Raw genomic sequence first — 21043 nt, forward strand, 5'->3', positions numbered from 1 at the left:
ACGGGGGATCACCCCGGAAGGCGGAAGAAGGAGCGGTAGAGCGGCAGCTGCTCGGCGAGCATGTGGATGCCGGGGTGGGTGGCGAGGCCGAGGGCGGCGGCGGTGCGCAGCAGCGGGGTCTCGGCGGGCGTCATGATGATGTCGGCGACCAGCGCGCCGGGCGCCAGCGGTGCCGGGTCGAAGGGGAGCGGGTCGGCCGGGTCCAGGCCCAGCGGGGTGGCGTTGACCGCGAGGTCGACGTCGGCGGGCGGGCGCGGGGCGGCGGCCACGCGGCCGGGCCAGCGGGTGCCGAGCCGCTCCAGCAGGGCGTCCACCCGGCCCCGGTCGGGATCGGTCACGGTGAGTGCGGCGGCCCCTTCGGCGAGCAGGGCGGCGGCGATGGCGAGCCCCGCGCCTCCGGCGCCGGCCAGTGCCACCCGCAGCCCGGCCGGGTGGTACCCGGCGGCGGCCAGGCCCCGGACGAACCCGGCGCCGTCGAAGTTGTCGCCGTACCAGCGGCCGTCCGGCTCGCGGCGCAGCGCGTTGGTGCTGCCCAACAGGGCGGCGGCGTCGCTGAGTTCGTCGGCGTGCCCGCACATCGCCAGCTTGTGCGGGACGGTGACCAGCAGCCCGTCCAGGTTGGCGACGGCCTTCAGCCCGCGGACGACCTCGTCCAGCCGGTCCGCCGGGGCGTGCACGGGGACGAGCACGGCGTCCACGCCGCTCGCCGCGAACAGCGGGTTGAGCAGGGCGGGCGCCTTGGCCTGTGCGACCGGGTCGCCGAGCACCGCGAACAGCCGGGTGCGGCCGGAGATCGGCGGACGGGCGGCCGGCGCGTCGGGGGCCGGTGCGTCGGGTGCGTCGGAGGCCGGTGCGTCGGGGGTCGGCAGGTCGGGGGTCGGCAGGTCGGGGTGAAGGGACATCTCAGGCCTCCCCGGCGGCGGCGCGCGGCATGGCGTCCAGCGTGCGGGCGACCAGCGACTCGGGGACGTCGCTGACGAGTTCGGCGCCGCGCGGGCCGTCCAGGACGAAGGAGAGCCCGTCGACGGCCTTCTTGTCCAGCCGCATGAGGGCGATCAGCGCCCCGGTGCCGACCTCGGGCGGCAGCGCGGTCGGCAGCCCGTAGTGGGCGACCACCTCGTGGTGCTCGGCGACCCGCTCGGGGCCGATCCGGCCGAGCGCGCCCGCCAGCCGGCCGGCGAAGACCGTGCCGACGCCGACCGCCTCGCCGTGGCGCAGCCGGAAGTCGGTGGCGCGTTCCAGCGCGTGGCCCAGGGTGTGGCCGTAGTTGAGGATGTGCCGCAGCCCGGTGTCGCGCTCGTCGGCGGCCACCACGGCGGCCTTGCGGGCGACGCTCGCGGCGATCTGCTCGGGCAGCGGCAGGTGGCGGAGGTCCCCGGCGCCGATGAAGTGGCAGCGGGCGATCTCCCCGTAGCCGTTGACGCGTTCGCGCGGCGGGAGGGTGTCGAGGTAGTCGGTGTCGCAGAGCACGGCGGACGGCTGCCAGTAAGCGCCCACCAGGTTCTTGCCCTCCGGGAGGTTCACCGCCGTCTTGCCGCCGACGCTCGCGTCGACCTGGGCCAGCAGCGAGGTGGGCAGGTGCACCACGGGCACGCCCCGGTGGTACAGCGCGGCGGCGAGCCCGACCGCGTCGGTGGTGGTGCCGCCGCCGCAGGAGACCACGGCGTCCGCCCGGCCCAGGCCGAACGCGGTGAAGCGGCTGCACAGTTCGGCCACCCAGGCGAGGGACTTGCCCTCCTCGCCGTCCTTCGCCTCCACCACCAGGGTGTCGAGGCCGGTGTCGGGCAGCCACTCCGCGGGCCGGGCGCTGACCACCGCGACCCGGCGGGCGCCGATCCCCGCGAGCACCCCGGCCAGCCGGTGGCGGGCGCCGGGGCCGATCAGCACCGGGTAGCCGCGCTCACCCAGCTCCACGTCGATGCGCCGCAGCCCTCCGTCCGTACGGACGAGGGTTTCTGTCGTGGTCAACTCGGCTCCCAGGGCTGGTCGGTGAGGTGGTGTGCGGTGTCGCTCGATGGGGGTGTGGCCGGGTGCGCTTCAGGCCGCGGGCTGCAGTCGCGCCAGCGCGAGGGCGCCGTGCAGCGAGGACAGCCCGCCGAGCACGGCCGGCCGGATCGCGGGGACCGGGCCGCCGGGGCGGGCCAGCGCGGCGGCGTGCGCCTCCACCCGCGCCGTGAAGCCGGGCAGCCCGTCCGCGAACCCGCCGCCCAGCACGGTCAGTTCGGCGCGGAACAGCTCGCCGAGCGAGACGGCCGCGGCCGCCAGCGCGGCGCAGGTCTCCTCGACGGCCTCCACCGCCCACGGCGCGCCCTCGGCCAGCCCGGACCGCAGCTCCGGGTACTCGACCGGCGCGCCGCGCAACAGTTCCGCGCGCCGCAGGGTCGCCGGACCGGAGGCGGTGGCCTGCAGGCAGCCGCGCCGTCCGCAGTCGCAGACCGGGCCCCGGCGGTCGACGATCAGGTGGCCCGCCTCGCAGGAGCCGCGTCCCGGGCCCGGCAGCGGCGCGCCGCCGTGCACGACGCCGCCGCCGATGCCCGTCCCGACACCCAGGTAGACCACGTGCCCGGACCCGGCGTGCACCGCCTCGGCGAGCGCGGCGAGGTCGCCGTCGTCCGCCCAGGCCAGGGCGGCGGCGGGGAAGAGCCGCCGCAGTGCCGGGACGAGGTCGAAGCCGCGCCAGTCGGGGCGGCCGGGCCAGGCGAGCACCCGGCCGTCCGGGCCGAGGGTCGCGGGCACGGCCACCCCGACCGCCGCGAAGTCGCCCTCCCAGCGCTCGCGCAGGTCGGCGACCGTGCCGGCCAGCGCCGTCCAGTCGGCGTAGGCGCCGGCCACCCGGGCGCCGGGCCAGCGCAGCACGGCCTCCTCGGTGCGGACCGGCCCGCCGGGCGGACCGTCCTCGGCGCGCAGCGCGACCTTGGTGCCGCCGATGTCGATGCCGAGCACGCCCCGGGCGGCCGTCGGGGCCTGAGCCGTGGGGGCCTGAGCTATCGGGGCCTGCGGCGTTGGGCCCTGAGCCGCGGGGCCCTGAGCCGTCGGAGCCTGAACCGCGGGACCCGGCGCCGCCGCGGCCCGCGTCGTCGTGGTGGTGCCCCCAGCCGGGGCGCCCGTCGCGAAGCCCATCAGGACGCCGGGACCTTCGCCAGCAGCGCCTGCGCGGCGAGCCGGTAGCCGAGCGCGCCGAGCCCGACGATCACGCCCGAGGCGATCGGCGCCAGTACCGACTCGTGCCGGAAGGACTCGCGCGCCCAGACGTTGGACAGGTGCACCTCGACGAACGGCCGCGGGTAGGCGGCGAGCGCGTCGCGCAGGCCCCAGCCGGCGATCATCAGCGCGCCCGGGTTCACGATCGCCCCGACGGAGCCGTCCCAGGCGTCCTGCACCGCCTCGATCAGCTGGCCCTCGGACTCGCGCTGGACGGAGACCACCTTCCAGCCCCGGCCGGCCACCTCGGCGGCGACCGCGGCCTCGATGTCGGCCAGGGTGTCGGTGCCGTAGACCTCCGGCTCGCGGCGGCCGAGAATCCCGAGATTGGGGCCGTTCAGCAATAGCAGTTCGCTCATATTCCGGTTATAGCAGCGAATTCCCCGGACGAAACCGGAGAGGGTTGCCGAACTGCAGGACAAGGGCTTTGTAGGGGGGTGCGTAGGGGAGGTGACGGGCCGGATTTCCTGGGTTAGCGTCCCGTTCCACGGTCCCCCCGACAGGAAAGGCTGCGCGGAATCATGAGTGCCCAAGGACGTCCGGCCCCGGAGTTCCCGGTCTGGCCCCAGTACGACGATGCCGAGCGCGAAGGACTGCTCAGGGCCCTGGAGCAGGGCCAGTGGTGGCGGATGGGCGGCAAGGAGGTCGACACCTTCGAGCAGGAGTTCGCCGAGTACCACGGCGCCGCCAAGGCGCTCGCCGTCACCAACGGCACCCACGCGCTGGAGATCGCCCTCCAGCTGCTCGGTGTCGGCCCGGGCACCGAGGTCATCGTGCCCGCGTTCACGTTCATCTCCTCCTCCCAGGCCGCCCAGCGGCTCGGCGCCACCGCGGTGCCGGTCGACATCGACCTCGACACCTACAACCTGAGCCCCGAGGCGGCCGCCGCCGCGATCACCCCGCGGACCCGGGCGATCATGCCCGTCCACATCGCCGGCCAGATCGCCGACCTGGACGCCCTCGACAAGCTCGCCGCCGACTCGGGCGTCTCGATCGTGCAGGACGCCGCGCACGCCCACGGCGCCCGCTGGCGCGGCCGCCGGGTCGGCGAGCTGGGTTCGATCGCCGCGTTCAGCTTCCAGAACGGCAAGCTGATGACGGCCGGCGAGGGCGGCGCCGTCACCTTCCCGGAGACCGCCCAGTACGACGAGGCGTTCCTGCGGCACAGCTGCGGCCGCCCGCCGACGGACCGGAAGTACTACCACCAGACCTCCGGCTCCAACTTCCGGCTCAACGAGTTCTCCGCGAGCGTGCTGCGCGCCCAGCTCGCCCGCCTGGACGGCCAGATCAGCGTCCGAGAGGAGCGCGCCAAGCTGCTCAAGAGCCTGCTGACGGAGATCCCCGGCGTGGTGCCGCAGGGCCACGACGAGCGGGCCGACCGCGTCCCGCACTACATGGCGATGTTCCGGGTGCCCGGCCTCGGCGAGGACCGGCGCAACGCCCTGGTCGACGACCTGATCGCGCGCGGCCTGCCCGCCTTCGTGGTCTTCCGCGCCATCTACCGCTCGGACGGCTTCTGGGAGTCGGCCGCGCCCGACACCACCGTCGACGCGCTGGCCGAGGCCTGCCCCAACAGCGAGGCGCTCACCGCCGACGGCATCTGGCTGCACCACCGCACCCTCCTCGCGAGCGAGCGGGCGATCGAGGACACCGCCCAGATCATCGCCGACGCCCTGGCCGCGGTGTGAACGCGCGGGTGAGCACCGCCGGACGGGGGCCGGACGCCCCGGTACGGGTGGCCGTCGTCGGCCTCGGCTGGGCGGGCCGCACCATCTGGCTGCCACGCCTGACAGCCCACCCGGCCTACCGGGTCACCGCCGTCGTCGAGCCCGGCCCCGGCGGCGCGGAGCACGTGCCGGCCGGCGCCGCGCTCCTCGCCGACGCCGACCTGCTCGGCCCCGACGTCGACCTCGCGGTCGTCGCGGTGCCCAACCACCTGCACACCCCCGTGGCCGAACGCCTGCTCGCCCGCGGCATCCCGGTGTTCCTGGAGAAGCCGGTCTGCCTCAGCTCCGCCGAGGCGGACCGGCTGGCCGCCGCCGAACGCGCCGGCGGGACCGTCCTGCTGGCGGGCAGCGCCGCCCGCTACCGGCCGGACGTCGCCGCCCTCACCGAACTGGCGGCGGACCTCGGCCCGATCCGGCACGTCGACCTCGCCTGGGTCCGCGCCAGCGGTGTCCCCGACGCCGGCGGGTGGTTCACCAGCCGGCGGCTCTCCGGCGGCGGCGCCCTGGTCGACCTCGGCTGGCACCTGCTGGACACGGCCCAGGCCGTGCTCGGCGGCGACGTCCGGTTCCCGTCGGTGCTCGGCTCGCTCTCCGCCGACTTCGTCAACGACGGCAGGCGCGGCGCCGGCTGGCGCGGCACCGAGGGGCCGGACGGCGCGGGCGACGTCGAGGACACCGCCCGCGGCTTCCTGCTCACCGACACCGGCGTCTCGGTGGCGGTGCGGGCGAGCTGGGCCTCCCACGAGTCCGTCGACACCACCCGGATCACCGTGGAGGGCGCCACCGGTTCCGCGACCCTGGAGTGCACCTTCGGCTTCAGCCCGAACCGCCGGGTCCCGCGCCTCACCCGGACCCGCGACGGCGTCACCACCGAGGTCCCGCTGCCCGGGGAGAACGTCGGCACCGAGTACGTGCGCCAGCTCGACGAGCTGCCCGCCGTGCTCGCCGACCCGGCCTCGCGCGGCGCGGCCGTGAAGCGAGCCCACCACACCATCTCGGTCATCGAGCGGCTCTACGCGGCGGCCCGCGCCCCGCGGCCGCGGCTCGCCGACGAGGCCGCGGCACTCGCCGTCTGACCGTCGTCGGCGTCCGACCGCCGTCCCCGCCGTCCCCGCCGTTCCCCGCCGAGCCGCGGCTCCACCCGAGCAGCCCCGTGCCCCGGCCCCGGAGGCCGTGCCCATCCCCTCGGCCCCGGGGCGCCAGGCCCGGTCACCCGTCCGGGCAGCCCCTCGTCCCATGGAGATCCCATGCCGATCGACCAGCTCGCAGCCACCGCCCCGACCACCGGGCCCGACGGCCACGCGCTCGCCGCCCGCTCCCCGCTGCGCGCCGTGGTCTTCGACCTCGACGGCGTCATCGTCGACAGCTTCGACGTGATGCGCCGGGCGTTCCTCACCGCCTACGAGGAGGTGGTCGGCGACGGCAACCCGCCGTTCGAGGAGTACTGCCGCCACCTCGGCCGCTACTTCCCGGACATCATGCGGATCATGGGGCTGCCGCTCGCCCTGGAGGAGCCCTTCGTCCGGGAGAGCTACCGGCTCGCCCCCCAGGTCACCGTGCACGCCGGGGTGCGGGAGCTGCTCGTCGACCTCAACCGGCGCGGCATCCGGCTGGCCGTGGCCACCGGCAAGAGCGGCCCCCGGGCCCGCTCGCTGCTCGACCAGCTCGGCCTGCTGCACCACTTCGACCACGTGCTCGGCTCCGACGAGGTCCCCCGGGCCAAGCCCGCGCCCGACATCGTGCTGCGCGCCCTGGAACTGCTCGACGTGCCGGCCGAACGGACCGTCATGGTCGGCGACGCCGTCACCGACCTGGCGAGCGCCCGGGGTGCCGGGGTCGGCGCGATCGCCGTGCTGTGGGGCGAGAGCGACGAGGCGGCGCTGCTCGCCGAACGGCCCGACGCGGTGCTGCGCCGGCCCGACGACCTGCTCGCCCTGCTGCCCGAACCCGTCCCGGCCCACTGACCGGCCGCGAGCCCGCCCCACCCGGCCGCCCCACCGGCCGGGCCGGGCCGGTCCGCCCTCCCCGCCCCGCCGCGCCCACGCCCGGCGGGGCGGCGCCGTTCCCACCCACCGCTCAGCCGCCGGCCGTGCCCGCTACCCCTGCCCCGTCCACCGTGATTAGGGCCCGTATAGGGGGTCGGATAGGGGCGGCCCGGAGCCCCCGCCGCACGAGACTGTGACCGGCGGGAATTCGCGTACGGCCGCCCCGGAAAGGCCGCCCGGCAATTGCGCCGGCCCCGTACCGCGACATTCCGGCCCGGAAATGCCATCCCATTCCGCCGCCGCCCACCCCCGGTGCCGGGCGGAAATCGAATTCCCCCGCCCGAGGCCCGAACCGGGCCGACCGGAACAGACCCCGAACCGACCCCGAACCAGCCCTGAACCGACCCAAGGAAGTGACGGCATGTTGCGCACCGAGCTGATCCGGCCGCTGCCCGAACTGCTGGCCGAGCACGCCCGCGACAGCTCGGACAAGACCGCGTTCCGCGACGCCGTCCGCGGCGTGACCTACGGCGAGCTCCACGCCCGAACCGGCCGGATCGCCGGCCACCTCGCCGACCTGCGCCTCCAGCCCGGCGACCGGGCCGCGATCCTGCTCGGCAACAGCGTCGAGGTGGTGGAGGCCTACTTCGGCATCCTGCGCGCCGGCGCCATCGGCGTCCCGCTCAACCCGCACGCCACCGAGGCCGAACTCACCCACCTGCTGGACGACAGCGGCGCCCGCGTCGTCATCACCGACGCCGCCCGCGCCGCCGGCCTGGACGCCCTCGCCCGCGGCCGGGCCGACCTGCGGGTGATCGTCACCGGCGAGGGCCCCGTCCCGGCCGGCACCCTCTCCTTCGAGACCCTGGCCGGTACCGACCCCGCCACCCCCGCACGCGACGACCTCGGCCTCGACGACCCCGCCTGGATGCTCTACACCTCCGGCACCACCGGCCGGCCCAAGGGCGTGCTGTCCACCCAGCGCAACTGCCTCTGGTCGGTCGCCGCCTGCTACGTGCCGGTGCCCGGCCTGAGCGCCGAGGACCGGGTGGTCTGGCCGCTGCCGCTGTTCCACAGCCTCTCCCACATCGCCTGCGTGCTGAGCGTCACCGCGGTCGGCGCCACCGCCCGCATCCTCGACGGCTTCGCCGCGCGGGACGTCCTGGAGGCCGTCCGCGAGGAGTCCGCGACCTTCCTGGCCGGCGTGCCCACCATGTACCAGCAGCTGGTGCGCGCCGCCCGGGAGGACGGCTTCACCGCGCCGGCCCTGCGGATGTGCCTGGTCGGCGGCGCCATGACCACCGCCGCGCTGCGGCGCTCCTTCGAGGAGGCGTTCGGCGCGCCGCTCATCGACGCCTACGGCTCCACCGAGACCTGCGGCTCGATCACCGTCAACTGGCCCACCGGCGCCCGCGTCGAGGGCTCCTGCGGCCTGCCCGTCCCCGGTCTGGGCGTGCGCCTGGTCGACGTGGAGACCGGCCTGGACGCCGCCGACGGCGAGGAGGGCGAGGTCTGGGTGCGCGGCCCGAGCGTGATGCTCGGCTACCACAACCAGCCCGAGGCCACCGAGCAGGCGCTGCGCGGCGGTTGGTACCACACCGGCGACCTCGCCCGGCGCGACGGCTCCGGCTACTTCACCATCACCGGCCGGATCAAGGAACTCATCATCCGCGGCGGCGAGAACATCCACCCGGCCGAGGTCGAGGAGGTGCTGCGCGGCGTGCCCGGCGTCGCGGACGTCGCCGTCGTCGGCAAGCCCCACGAGGTGCTCGGCGAGGTGCCGGTGGCCTTCCTGGTGCCCGGCCCCGGCGGCCTCGACCCGGAGGCCCTGCTGGCCGCCTGCCGGGAACGGCTCTCCTACTTCAAGGTCCCCGAGGAGCTGTACGAGACGGAGCGCATCCCGCGCACCGCCTCCGGCAAGATCACCCGGCACGTGCTGCTCGACGCGCCCGCCCGGCTGCGGGCCGCCGGCGGCAGCCACTACGAGCACCTGTTCCGCGTCGACTGGCTGCCGCTCTCCTCCGTCCCCGGCGCCCGCTCCGCCGCCGGCACCTGGGCGGTGCTCGGCGCGGACGCCTTCGGCCTCGCCGACGCCCTCGGCGCCGCCGCCCACCCCGACCCGGCCGCGCTGGCCGCGGCCGGCCCGCTGCCCGATGCCGCCGTGCTCGGCGTCGGCGCCGGCCTGCGCACCCCCGGGCCGCTCGCCGCCGACGTCGAGGAGGCCGTGCGCGCCCTCGACGGGCAGCTCACCGCCTGGCTCGCCGAGGAACGGCTCGCCGACACCGCGCTGGTCGTCGTCACCCGGGGCGCCGCCGGACCGGGCGGCGCCACCGACCTCGTCCAGGCCGCGCTGCGCGGCGTGGTCCGCGCCGCCCGGGTGGCGAACCCCGGCCGGTTCCTGCTGGTCGACCTCGACGCGGAGGAGAACGCCGCCGACGCCCTGGCCACCGCCGTCGCCTCCGGCGAACCCGAACTCGTCGTCCGCTCCGGCGTGGCGCTGCGCCCGCGCGCCGCCCGGGTGTCCGCCGCGCTCGCCCACGGCGAGCCCGGCGCCCGCTTCGACCCGTGCCGCACCGTCCTGGTCACCGGCGCCGACGGGCCGGCCGCCGCCGCCGTCGCCCACCACCTGGTGGCCGGACGCGGCGTGCGCCGGATCCTGCTCACCAGCCCCCACGGCCCCGCCGACCGGGCCGCCGCCGAACTCGCCGGGCGGCTCACCGCCGCCGGCGCCGAGACCACCCTCAGCGCCCTCGACCTCGCCGACCGCGACGCCCTCGCCGACTGGCTGGCCGGCCCGGGCACGCGCTTCAACGCCGTCGTCCACACCCCCGGCGCGGCCTTCCCCGGCCTCGGCGCCGCCCTCGCCGCCGCCGTCAACCTGCACGAACTGACCGCCGGCACCGAGCTGTCCGCCTTCGTCGTGCACACCCCCACCGTCGGACCGCTCGGCACCCCCGGCGCCCCCGGGGAGGCCGCCGCCGCGGCGTTCCTGGACGCCCTCGCCCACCACCGCAGCCGCCACGGCCTGCCCGGCCTCGCCCTCATCACCGGCCCCGCCGACGGGGACGGACGCCCCGTGCCGCCCGGCCTCGGCCGGCTCACCGCCCAGGAGAGCGCCGCCGCCTTCGACGCCGCCCACCTGGCCGACCACACCTCCCTGCTGCTGCTCCGGCTCGACCCCGAAGGGCTGGACGCCCTCGCCCCGCAGGACGTCCCGGCCCTGCTGCGCGACCTCATCGACACCCCGGCCGGCCCGAGCGCCCCGGACACCGCGACCGCCGCCGCGCTGCGCCGCCGGCTGGCCGGCCGCCCGGCCGCCGACCGGCAGCGCGAGCTGCTCGACCTCGTCCTCGCGGAGACCGCCGGGCTGGCCGGCGACGGCCCCGACCCGATCCGCCCGGACGGCCCGTTCAAGGACCTCGGCTTCACCTCCGCCACCGCCGTCGAACTGCGCGGCCGCCTCACCGCCGCCACCGGCCTGCGGCTGCCCGCCACCCTCGCCTTCGACCACCCCAACCCGACCGCCGTCGCGGCCTTCCTGGTGAACGCGCTGACCGGCCGTCCGGCCACCGCCGCCCGGCCCGCGCCCGTACCGCGCACCGTGCCGCCCGCCGAGGACCCCGTCGTCATCGTCGGCGCCGCCTGCCGGCTGCCCGGCGGCGTCGCCTCCCCGGCCGACCTGTGGCGGCTGGTCGCCGAGGGCACCGACGCGATCACCCCCTTCCCCGCCGACCGCGGCTGGGACCTCGACGCCCTCTACGACCCGGACCCGGCCGTCCCCGGCACCTCCTACGCCCGCCACGGCGGATTCCTGCACGACGCGGGCGAGTTCGACGCCGCCTTCTTCGGGATCTCCCCGCGCGAGGCGCTGGCGACGGACCCGCAGCAGCGGCTGCTGCTGGAGACCTCCTGGGAACTGCTGGAGCGCGCGGGCATCGACCCGACCTCGCTCAAGGGGCAGCCGGTCGGCGTCTACGCGGGCCTGATGTACCACGACTACGCCACCGACCTCGCCGAGGTCCCGGACGGCCTGGAGGGCTACCTGGGCACCGGCAACGCCGGCTCGGTCGCCTCCGGCCGCATCTCCTACACCCTCGGTCTCGAAGGCCCGTCGGTGACGGTGGACACCGCCTGCTCCTCCTCCCTGGTGGCCCTGCACCTGGCCGCGCAGGCGCTGCGCGACGGCGAGTGCACGCTCGCCCTGGCCGGTGGCGCCGCGATCATGGCCCGGCCCACCTCCTTCGTCGAGTTCTCCCGCCAGCGCGCGCTCTCCGCCGACGGCCGGGCCCGGGCCTACGCGGACGGCGCCGACGGCACCGCCTGGGCCGAGGGCGTGGGCCTGGTGCTGCTGGAGCGGCTGTCGGACGCCCGGCGGCTGGGGCACGAGGTGCTGGCGGTCGTCCGGGGTTCGGCCGTCAACCAGGACGGCGCGTCCAACGGTCTGACCGCCCCGAACGGCCCCTCGCAGGAGCGGGTGATCCTCGCCGCCCTCGCCAACGCCGGGCTGACACCCGCGGACGTCGACGCCGTCGAGGGCCACGGGACGGGGACCTCGCTGGGCGACCCGATCGAGGCGCAGGCGGTGCTGGCCACGTACGGGCAGGGCCGTCCGGCCGAACAGCCGCTCTGGCTGGGGTCGTTGAAGTCCAACATCGGCCACGCCCAGGCCGCCGCCGGCGTCGCCGGCGTGATCAAGATGGTCGAGGCGCTGCGCCACGGCGTGCTGCCGAAGAGCCTGCACATCGACGAGCCCAGCACCAAGGTGGACTGGGAGTCCGGCGCGGTCGCCCTGCTCACCGAGGAACGGGCCTGGCCCGAGGTCGACCGGCCGCGCCGGGCCGCCGTCTCCTCGTTCGGCGTCAGCGGCACCAACGCCCACGTCGTTCTGGAGCAGGCCCCCGCCCAGGAGCCGGCGCACCGGGCGGTGCCCGCCGGACTCGACGGCGAACCCGACGCCGGCTCCGGCACCCCGGTGCCCTGGCTGCTCTCCGCCCGTTCCCCCGAGGCCCTGCGCGAACAGGCCGAACGGATCGCCGGGTTCACCGAGGCCAGGCCCCTCGCCGAGGCGCCGGCCGTCGCCCGCGCGCTCGCCGGCTCCCGGGCCGCGCTGGAACGGCGGGCCGTCGTGGTCGCCGCCGACCGGGCGCGGGCGCTGAGCGGGCTGCGGGCCCTGGCCGAGGGGGAGGCCACGGCCGGGCTGGTGTCCGGGCGGGCGGAGGTGAGCGGTCGGTCGGTGTTCGTCTTCCCGGGCCAGGGTTCCCAGTGGGCCGGGATGGGGCGTCGGCTGCTCGCCGAGTCCGCGGTGTTCGCGCGGGCTCTGGAGGAGGCCGCGGAGGCGCTGAAGCCCTATGTCGACTGGTCGTTGCTCGATGTGGTGAACCAGGTGCCGGGTGCCGCTTCGCTGGAGCGGGTGGACGTGGTACAGCCGGTGTCCTTCGCGGTGAACGTCGCGCTGGCGCGCCTTTGGGCGTCGCTGGGCGTCGTCCCTGACGCGGTGGTCGGCCACTCCCAGGGCGAGATCGCGGCGGCGCATGTCGCCGGGATCCTCTCGCTGGACGACGCCGCCGCTGTGGTGGCGTTGCGGTCGCAGGCCATCGCCCGCGGTCTGGCCGGACGCGGCGGCATGGTGTCGATCGGGCTGCCGCTCGCCGAGGTGGCCGACCGGCTCCCGGCCGGGGTCGAGGTCGCGGCCGTCAACGGCCCCTCCTCGGTCGTCGTCGCCGGTGACCCGGCCGGCCTCGACACCGTGGTGGCCGCCTTCGAGGAGCGCGGTGCCCGGGTGCGCCGGATCCCCGTCGACTACGCCTCCCACACCGCCCACGTCGAGTCCATCGAGGCCGAACTCGCCGAGCTGCTGGGTTCGGTGAAGCCGCAGCCGGCCGTCGTCCCGTTCCTGTCGACGGTCGAGGGCCGCTGGTTGGAGGGCCCGGAGTTGGACGCCGGGTACTGGTACCGCAACCTGCGGCAGACCGTCCGCTTCGCCGAGGCCGTCGAGACCCTGGCCGGTGACGGTTTCCGGGCGTTCGTCGAGGTCAGTGCGCACCCCGTGCTCGCCCACGCCGTCGTCGAGGCCCTGGAGGAGGCCGTCCAGGCGCCGACCGTCGTCACCGGGACCCTGCGCCGCGAGGACGGCGGCTGGGACCGCGTCCTGCTCGCCGCCGCCGAACTCCATGTCCGCGGCCTGCCCGTGGACTGGTCCACGGCCCACGCCGGGGCCGACACCGTCCGCCCGTCCGAACTGCCCACCTACCCCTTCCAGCACCAGCGCTACTGGCTCCGGCCGGGCCGCTCCGCCGGCGACCTCGCCGCCGTCGGCCTGGACAAGGCCGGCCACCCGCTGCTGGAGACCGAACTGCTGCTCGGCACCGAGGAAGGCGCCGTCTTCACCGGCCGGATCACCGAACGCACCCTGCCCTGGCTGGCCGACCACCGGGTCGGCGGCGCGACGCTGCTGCCCGGCACCGCGCTGCTCGACGCCCTCGCCCACGTCGGCCACCGGCTCGGCGCGCCCACGGTCGAGGAACTGACCGTCTCCGCCCCGCTCGTCGTCCCGGACGGCGGCGGCCTCGACCTCCAGGTCCACGTCGGCGAGGCCGAGGACGGCCGCCGCGCCGTCCGGCTGCTCACCCGCACCGGCCCCGGCCTGCCGTGGCACGCCAACGCCACCGGAACGCTCGCCCCCGAGGGCCCGGAGCCCGCCACTGCCGACGACCTGACGGTCTGGCCGCCCGCCGGAGCCCGCCCGCTCGACACCGACGGCCTCTACGACCGGCTCACCGTCGCCTACGGCCCCGCGTTCCACGCCGTCGAGGCCGCCTGGCTCGCAGACGGCCGCCTCTACGCCCAGCTCCGCCTCCCCGACACCACCACCGACGCCGCCGCCTACGGCCTGCACCCCGCCCTGCTGGACGCCGCCCTCCACCCGCTCGGCGAGGCCTGCCTCCTCCCGGGCGCCGACGTGCCCAGGCTCGCCTTCTCCTGGGCCGGCGTGCGCCTGCACGCCACCGGCGCCGAGGCGCTGCGCGTGGTCGTCACCCCCGTCGGCCCCGACACCCTCACCATCCGGGCCGCCGACGACACCGGCGCCCCCGTCGTGGACGTCGAAGCCCTCACCGTGCGGCCGGTGGACCCGCGCGGCCTCACCGCCGGTCCGGCGGACGACGCGGCCCTGTTCGAGGTCGACTGGGTCCCCGCACCCGAGACCGCCGACGCGCCCGCCGACACGCCCGCGGACTGGACCCTCCACAGGGACCTGCCCGAGGACGGCGCCCTGCCGCCCCTCGTGGTCCTCCCCGCCGGCGTGGGCGCGCCCTCCGACACCGTGCCCGAGCGCGCCCACGCCGTCGGCCACGACGTCCTGCGGGCGCTCCAGGCCTGGCTGGCCGACGACCGGACGGCCGACTCCCGGCTCGTCGTCGTCACCCGGCGCGGCGAACTCGTCCAGGAACCCGTCCGGGGCCTGGTGCGCACCGCCCAGTCGGAGAACCCCGGCCGCTTCGTTCTCGTCGAGGCCGACGACCCGGCCGACGCCGCCCGGGCGGTGGCCGCCGCACCGGACGACGAACCGCAGCTGGCGCTGCGCGACGGGCGACGGCTGGTCGCCCGCCTGCGCCGCCCGGCCGCCCGGCCCGCCCCCGCGCAGGACGCGCCGTCCCCGCTGGCCGGCGGCACCGTCCTGGTCACCGGCGCCAACGGCGGCCTGGGCCGCCTGGTGGCCCGTCACCTCGCGGCGGTCCACCGCGTCGCGGAACTCGTGCTCCTCTCCCGCTCCGCCGTGCCCGCCGACCTGCTCGAAGAACTCGCCGCGCACGGCACCCTGGTCCGCGCCGAGGCCGTCGACACCGCCGACCGCACCGCGCTGGCCGCCGTCGTCGACACCCTCGCCGACCGGCTGACCGGCGTCGTCCACGTCGCCGGGATCGTCGACGACGGCGTCATCGAAGCGCTGGACGCCGCCAAGTGGCACAGCGTGCTGCGCCCGAAGGTCGACGCCGCCTGGCACCTGCACGAGCTCACCGCCGGCCTCGACCTGGCCGCTTTCGCGCTCTACTCCTCCGCCTCCGGCGTCCTCGGCGGCTCCGGCCAGGGCAACTACGCGGCCGGCAACGCCTTCCTCGACGGCCTGGCCGCCCACCGGCGCTCGCTCGGACTGCCCGCCGTGTCGCTCGCCTGGGGCCTGTGGGCCGAGGCCGCCGGCATGGGCGGCCGGCTCAGCGACACCGACCTCGCCCGGATGGCCCGGGTCGGCACCCGCCCCCTCTCCGCCGACCAGGGCCTCGCCCTCCTGGACGCCGCACTCACCGGCGAGCCCGCGGCCGTGGTGCCGATCAGGCTCGACGTCACCGGCGTCCGCACCGAGGACCTCCCGCCGCTGCTGCGCGACCTGGCACCCGCCGCCCGCGCACCCCGCGCCCTGCGCCGGGCCGCCGCCCGCACCGCCGCGGACGGCGCCGGCACCCTCGCCCGGCGGCTCGCCGGACTCTCCGCCGCCGACCGCGACGAGCTGCTGACCGCCCTCGTCCGCGACACCGCCGCCGCCGTCCTCGGCCACGGCTCGGCCGCGGCACTGGACATCGACAAGGCGTTCAAGGAGCTCGGCATCGACTCGCTCACCGCCGTCGAACTCCGCAACGCCCTCGGCACCGCCACCGGCCTGCGCCTGCCCGCCACCCTGGTGTTCAACTACCCGACGCCCAAGGCCCTCGCCGCCCACCTCGCGACCGAACTCGTCGGCGAGGAACCGGCCCCCGCCGCCCCCGCCGCCCCCGCGGCACAGGCCGCCGGGACCGAGGACGACCCGATCGCGATCGTCGCCGTCGGCTGCCGCTTCCCCGGCGGCCTCGACTCCGGCGAGGACCTCTGGCGCTTCGTCGCCGCCGGCGGCGACGCCGTCACCGGCCTGCCCGCCGACCGGGGCTGGGACCTCGACGGCAGCTACGACCCCGACCCCGACGCCCCCGGCCGCACCTACGTGCGCGGCGGCGGATTCCTGCCCGGCATCGCCGACTTCGACGCCGCCTTCTTCGGCATCAACCCGCGCGAGGCCCTGGCGATGGACCCGCAGCAGCGCCTGCTGCTCGAAGTCGCCTGGGAGACCCTGGAGCGCGCCGGACTCGACCCCACCGCCCTGCGCGCCACCCCGACCGGCGTCTTCATCGGCACCCACGGCCAGGACTACGGCACCCAGGGCACCGGCGGCGCCGCCGACGAGGGCTACCTGGTCACCGGCAACGCGGGCAGCGTGCTCTCCGGCCGCCTCTCCTACGCCCTCGGCCTCGAAGGGCCCGCGATCACCGTCGACACCGCCTGCTCCTCCTCGCTGGTCGCCCTGCACCTCGCCGCCCAGGCGCTCCGCGCCGGGGAGTGCACGCTGGCCCTGGCCGGCGGCGCCTCGGTGATGTCCACGCTCGAAGGCCTGGTCGGCTTCTCCCGGCAGCGCGGCCTCGCCGCCGACGGCCGGAGCAAGGCCTTCGCCGACGCCGCCGACGGGTTCGGGATGTCCGAGGGCGTGGGCCTGCTGTTGCTCGAACGGCTCTCCGACGCCCGGCGGTTGGGGCACGAGGTGCTGGCCGTGGTCCGGGGTTCGGCCGTCAACCAGGACGGTGCGTCCAACGGTCTGACCGCCCCGAACGGTCCCTCGCAGGAGCGGGTCATCCGGGCCGCGCTCGCCAACGCCCGCCTGACGGCCGCCGACGTCGACGCCGTCGAGGCGCACGGCACCGGCACCCCGCTCGGCGACCCGATCGAGGCACACGCCCTGCTCGCCACCTACGGCAAGGACCGTCCGGCCGAACAGCCGCTCTGGCTCGGGTCGGTGAAGTCCAACATCGGCCACACCCAGGCCGCCGCCGGTGCGGCGGGCGTGATCAAGATGGTCGAGGCGCTGCGCCACGGCGTGCTGCCGCAGACCCTCCACATCGACGCGCCCTCCTCGCACATCGACTGGTCCTCGGGCGGCATCGCCCTGCTCACCGAGCAGCGGGCCTGGCCGGAGGCCGACCGCCCGCGCCGGGCCGGCGTCTCGGCGTTCGGTGTGAGCGGGACGAACGCGCACGTGATCCTGGAGCAGGCGGAGCCGGCCGGCGGCGCCGAGCCCATCGACGGAGCCGCAACGCCCGTCGGTGCCGGGGAGAACGTGGTTCCCTGGGTGGTCTCGGCCGCCTCGGAGGCGGCGCTGCGTCAGCAGGCCGCGCGGCTGGCGGCCTTCGCGGAGGGGCAGCCGGCGCCGGACCTCGCCGCCACCGCCCGGGCACTCGTCACCGCGCGCACCCGGTTCACCGAGCGTGCCGTGGCCGTCGGCGCCGACCGGGCCGCGCTCGTCGCCGCCCTGAAGGCCCTGGCCGAGGGGGAGGCCGCGGCCGGGCTGGTGTCCGGTCGGGCGGAGGTGAGCGGTCGGTCGGTGTTCGTCTTCCCGGGGCAGGGTTCCCAGTGGGCCGGGATGGGGCGTCGGCTGCTCGCCGAGTCCGTGGTCTTCGCGGAGGCGCTCGGTGAGGTCGACAGGGCCTTGAAGCCCTATGTCGACTGGTCGTTGCTCGATGTGGTGAACGAGGTGCCGGGTGCCGCTTCGTTGGAGCGGGTGGACGTGGTGCAGCCGGTGTCGTTCGCGGTGAACGTCGGCCTGGCGCGCCTCTGGGCGTCGCTGGGTGTGGTGCCGGACGCGGTGGTCGGTCACTCCCAGGGGGAGATCGCGGCGGCGCACGTCGCCGGCATCCTCTCCCTGGAGGACGCGGCGGCGGTGGTGGCGTTGCGGTCGCAGGCCATCGCGCGGGGCCTGGCCGGACGCGGCGGCATGGTGTCGGTCGGGCTGCCGCTCGCCGAGGTGGCCGACCGGCTCCCCGCCGGGGTCGAGGTCGCGGCCGTCAATGGCCCCTCCTCGGTGGTCGTCGCCGGTGACCCGGCGGGCCTGGACACGCTCGTCGTCGCGTACGAGGAGCAGGGCGTGCGCGTGCGGCGGATCGCCGTCGACTACGCCTCGCACACCTCGCACGTGGAGTCGATCGAGGCTGAACTCGCCGAGCTGCTGGGCTCCGTGAAGCCCCAGCCCGCCGCGATCCCCTTCCTCTCCACCGTCGAGGGCCGCTGGCTGGAGGGCCCGGAGCTGGACGCCGGGTACTGGTACCGCAACCTGCGGCAGACCGTCCGCTTCGCCGACGCCGTCGAGACCCTGGCCGGCGAGGGCTTCCGGGCCTTCGTCGAGGTCAGCGCGCACCCCGTGCTCGCCCACGGCATCGTCGAGGCCCTGGAGGAGGCCGTCCAGGCGCCGACCGTCGTCACCGGGACCCTGCGCCGCGAGGACGGCGGCTGGGACCGCGTCCTGCTCGCCGCCGCCGAACTCCACGTCCGCGGCCTGCCCGTGGACTGGTCCACGGCCCACGCCGGAGCCGGCACCGTCCGTCCCTCCGAACTGCCCACCTACGCCTTCCAGCACCAGCGCTTCTGGCTGGAGCCCGTGGCCGCCACGGGTGACGTGACCGCGTTCGGGGTCGCCGCCGCCGAGCACCCGCTGCTCGGCACCCTGGTCGAACTGCCCGACGGGGGTGAGGTGTTCACTGGGCGGCTGTCGATCCGATCGCACCCGTGGCTGGCCGGCCACGCCGTTTCCGGGACGGTCCTGCTGCCCGGCGCGGCCTTCCTCGAACTCGCCCTGCGGGCGGGGGAGCGGACCGGTCTCGGCCGACTCGACGAGCTGGTCGTCGAGGCGCCCGGGATCCTGCCCGAGCGCGGTGGCCTCCAGGTCCGTGTCACGGTCGACCCGGCCACCGCCGACGACGACCGCCGGGCCGTCCACGTGCACTCGCGGCCCGAGGACGCGGAGGGCGGCGGGTGGACCCGGCACGCCACCGGCTTCCTGGCGGCCGAGACCGCACCGGAGTTCGGCTACGAGGCGTGGCCGCCGGCCGGCGCGGAGCCGGTCGCCCTGGACGGCTTCTACGAGCGGCTGGCCGAGGCGGGCTACGAGTACGGCGACGCGTTCCGGGGCCTGCGGGCCGCCTGGCGGTCGGGCGAGGAGGTGTTCGCCGAGGTCGCGCTGCCGGAGGAACTGACGGACTCCGCCGGGCGGTTCGGACTGCACCCGGCCCTGCTGGACGCGGCCCTGCAGTCCGCCAACCTGGGGGCGGCGCCGGTGGCCGGACCGGGGGAGGTGCTGCTGCCGTTCGCCTGGAACGACGTGGCCCTGTACGCGTCCGGGGCCACCGCGCTGCGGGTGCACTCCCGCCGGGAGGGCCCGGACAGCGTCTCCTTCGCGCTGACCGACCCGGTCGGCCGGCCCGTCGGTGCCGTCGGGGCGCTGGTCCTGCGGCCGGTGGCGCCCGAGCGGCTGTCCGCCGCCCGGGACACCGCCGCCGAGCACCTGTACCGCGTCGACTGGGCGCCCGCCGACCTGCCGCGGGCGGCGGACCGCCCGTCCGGGGACGATGTGCTCGACCTGACCCGCGTCCCCGAGGGGCTGTCGGTGCCGCGGGCGGCCCGGGCGCTCGTCGGCGCCGCGCTCGGCGGGATCCAGGAGCACCTGGCCGGTGACTCCGCCGGCCCGCTCGCGGTCCTGACCGCGCACGGCGCCGGGGACCCGGCGGCGGCCGCCGTCCGGGGCCTGGTCCGCACCGCGCAGCTCGAACACCCGGGCCGGATCGTCCTGGTGGACACCGACGGCTCGGCGGTGCCCGCCTCACTCGTGGCCGACGCGCTCGCGTCCGGCGAACCCCATGTCGCCTGGCGCGACGGGACCGCGGTGGTGCCGCGCCTGGCGCGTGCCGAGGCGCCCACCGGCACCGGCCCGGTCCTGGATCCGGCGGGGACGGTGCTGGTGACCGGTGGTACGGGGACGTTGGGCGGGTTGGTGGCCCGGCATCTGGTGGAGTCGCACGGGGTGCGGCGGCTGCTGTTGGTGAGCCGTCGCGGCGTGGCGGCGCCGGGTGCGGCGGAGTTGGTGGCCGGACTCGAGGCGCTCGGTGCCGAGGTGGAGGTGGTGGCCGCCGATGTGTCGGACCGTTCGGTGGTCGACGACCTGGTGCGTCGGGTCCCGGTGGAGCGTCCGCTGACGGCGGTGGTGCACACCGCCGGCACGCTGGCCGACGGCGTCTTCGAGACGCGGTCGGCGGAGGAGCTGGGGGAGGTGTTCGCCCCGAAGGCGGACGCGGCCTGGCACCTGCACGAGGCGACCGCGGGCCTGGGTCTGGCGGCCTTCGTTCTCTTCTCCTCCGGCGCGGGCGTGTTCGGCAGTGCCGGGCAGAGCCTGTACGGGTCGGCGAACGGCTTCCTGGACGGCCTGGCCGGGTGGCGCCGTGAGCGCGGTCTGCCGGCGGTGTCGCTGGCCTGGGGCCTGTGGGCGCAGGCCAGCGGCCTGACCGGGCACCTGGACGAGGCCGATCGCGCCCGGCTGGCCCGGGGCGGCCTGGCGGCCATGGCGACGGAGGAGGCGCTGGCGCTGTTCGACGCCGCGCTGCGTTCTCCGGAGGCGCTGCTGGTCCCGACCCGGCTGGACCGTGAGGCGCTGCGCGGGCAGGCGGCGGGCGGCGAGTTGAACCCGCTGCTGCGCGGCCTGGTCCGCACCCCCCGCCGCACCGCCGCCACCGCCGGGGCACCGGCCGGCGACGGCCGTGAGGTCCTGTTCCGCAGGCTCTCCGCGGTGGGCGAGGCCGAACAGCTCCGGCTGCTCCTGGACCTGGTCCGGGCCAGCGCGGCCAAGGTGCTCGGCCAGAGCATCGACGAGACGGTGAAGCCCGCTCAGGCGTTCAAGGACGTCGGCTTCGACTCGCTGACCTCGCTGCGGATCCGCACCAGCCTCACCGAGGCCACCGGTGTCCGGCTCCCGGCGACCCTGGTCTTCGACCACCCGACCCCGGCCGCCGTCGCCGAGCACCTGCGGGACCGGCTGGGCCTGGCGGGCTCGGTGGCCGTGCCGCCCGTCCTGCTCGAACTCGACCGGCTGGAGCAGGCGTTGGCGGCCACGACCGGGACGGCCGGGGCGCCCGACGGGCTGCGCGCCCAGGTGGCCGCCCGGCTGGAGGCCCTCACCGCCCGCTGGGCGGAGTCGGGCGAGGAGCCCGAGGCCGAGGGCGTCGACCTGGGCGCCGCCTCGGACGACGAGCTCTTCGACCTGATCGACAACGAACTCGGCCTTTCCTGATG

General features: G+C 76.7%; 8 protein-coding genes. 4 read left to right on the forward strand and 4 right to left on the reverse strand.

The window, feature by feature from the left end:
- Positions 1-8: 8 nt before the first annotated feature.
- The 4 genes from ACFVXH_RS18230 to ACFVXH_RS18245 form a co-directional block, all read right to left on the reverse strand.
- Positions 9-902, reverse strand: coding sequence for a shikimate dehydrogenase family protein (locus ACFVXH_RS18230; protein WP_387824806.1), 894 nt, complete (start codon positions 900-902; stop codon positions 9-11).
- Between the two features lies 1 nt (position 903).
- The gene (locus tag ACFVXH_RS18235) at positions 904-1968 is read right to left on the reverse strand and encodes a 3-dehydroquinate synthase (protein ID WP_259316404.1); all 1065 of its coding nucleotides are present in this window, start codon (positions 1966-1968) and stop codon (positions 904-906) included.
- 69 nt (positions 1969-2037) lie between these two features.
- Entirely contained in the window at positions 2038-2943 is a 906-nt protein-coding gene (locus ACFVXH_RS18240) for an ROK family protein (protein WP_387824810.1), read from the reverse strand.
- Between the two features lie 176 nt (positions 2944-3119).
- On the reverse strand, positions 3120-3560 hold the full coding sequence (locus ACFVXH_RS18245; RefSeq protein ID WP_074003444.1) for a type II 3-dehydroquinate dehydratase: 441 nt from the start codon (positions 3558-3560) through the stop codon (positions 3120-3122).
- 162 nt (positions 3561-3722) lie between these two features.
- Between ACFVXH_RS18245 and ACFVXH_RS18250 the strand changes: the two genes are divergently transcribed.
- The 4 genes from ACFVXH_RS18250 to ACFVXH_RS18265 all read left to right on the forward strand — a co-directional run bounded on the left by ACFVXH_RS18250 (position 3723) and on the right by ACFVXH_RS18265 (position 21041).
- Positions 3723-4889 carry a DegT/DnrJ/EryC1/StrS family aminotransferase gene (locus ACFVXH_RS18250; RefSeq protein ID WP_380737886.1) on the forward strand — a complete coding sequence of 389 codons (1167 nt, stop codon included), beginning with the start codon at positions 3723-3725 and terminating at the stop codon, positions 4887-4889.
- An 8-nt stretch (positions 4890-4897) separates the two neighbouring features.
- A complete protein-coding gene (locus ACFVXH_RS18255; RefSeq protein ID WP_107418813.1) occupies positions 4898-6004 on the forward strand; it encodes a Gfo/Idh/MocA family protein in 1107 nt (368 codons plus the stop codon).
- 171 nt (positions 6005-6175) lie between these two features.
- Positions 6176-6892 (forward strand): HAD-IA family hydrolase, encoded by a 717-nt coding sequence (locus ACFVXH_RS18260; protein ID WP_079272307.1) that lies wholly within the window; start codon positions 6176-6178, stop codon positions 6890-6892.
- 442 nt (positions 6893-7334) lie between these two features.
- On the forward strand, positions 7335-21041 hold the full coding sequence (locus ACFVXH_RS18265; protein ID WP_387824815.1) for an SDR family NAD(P)-dependent oxidoreductase: 13707 nt from the start codon (positions 7335-7337) through the stop codon (positions 21039-21041).
- Positions 21042-21043 lie beyond the last annotated feature (2 nt).

Origin of the sequence: Kitasatospora sp. NPDC058184 (genome assembly GCF_042883725.1) — a bacterium.
Classification (GTDB): Bacteria; Actinomycetota; Actinomycetes; order Streptomycetales; family Streptomycetaceae; genus Kitasatospora.

Coding starts and splice junctions, on each gene's coding strand:
- ACFVXH_RS18230 (WP_387824806.1), bottom strand. CDS start 902: ATGTCCCTTCACCCCGACCTGCCGACCCCCGACCTGCCGACCCCCGAC.
- ACFVXH_RS18245 (WP_074003444.1), bottom strand. CDS start 3,560: ATGAGCGAACTGCTATTGCTGAACGGCCCCAATCTCGGGATTCTCGGC.
- ACFVXH_RS18250 (WP_380737886.1), top strand. CDS start 3,723: ATGAGTGCCCAAGGACGTCCGGCCCCGGAGTTCCCGGTCTGGCCCCAG.
- ACFVXH_RS18260 (WP_079272307.1), top strand. CDS start 6,176: ATGCCGATCGACCAGCTCGCAGCCACCGCCCCGACCACCGGGCCCGAC.
- ACFVXH_RS18265 (WP_387824815.1), top strand. CDS start 7,335: ATGTTGCGCACCGAGCTGATCCGGCCGCTGCCCGAACTGCTGGCCGAG.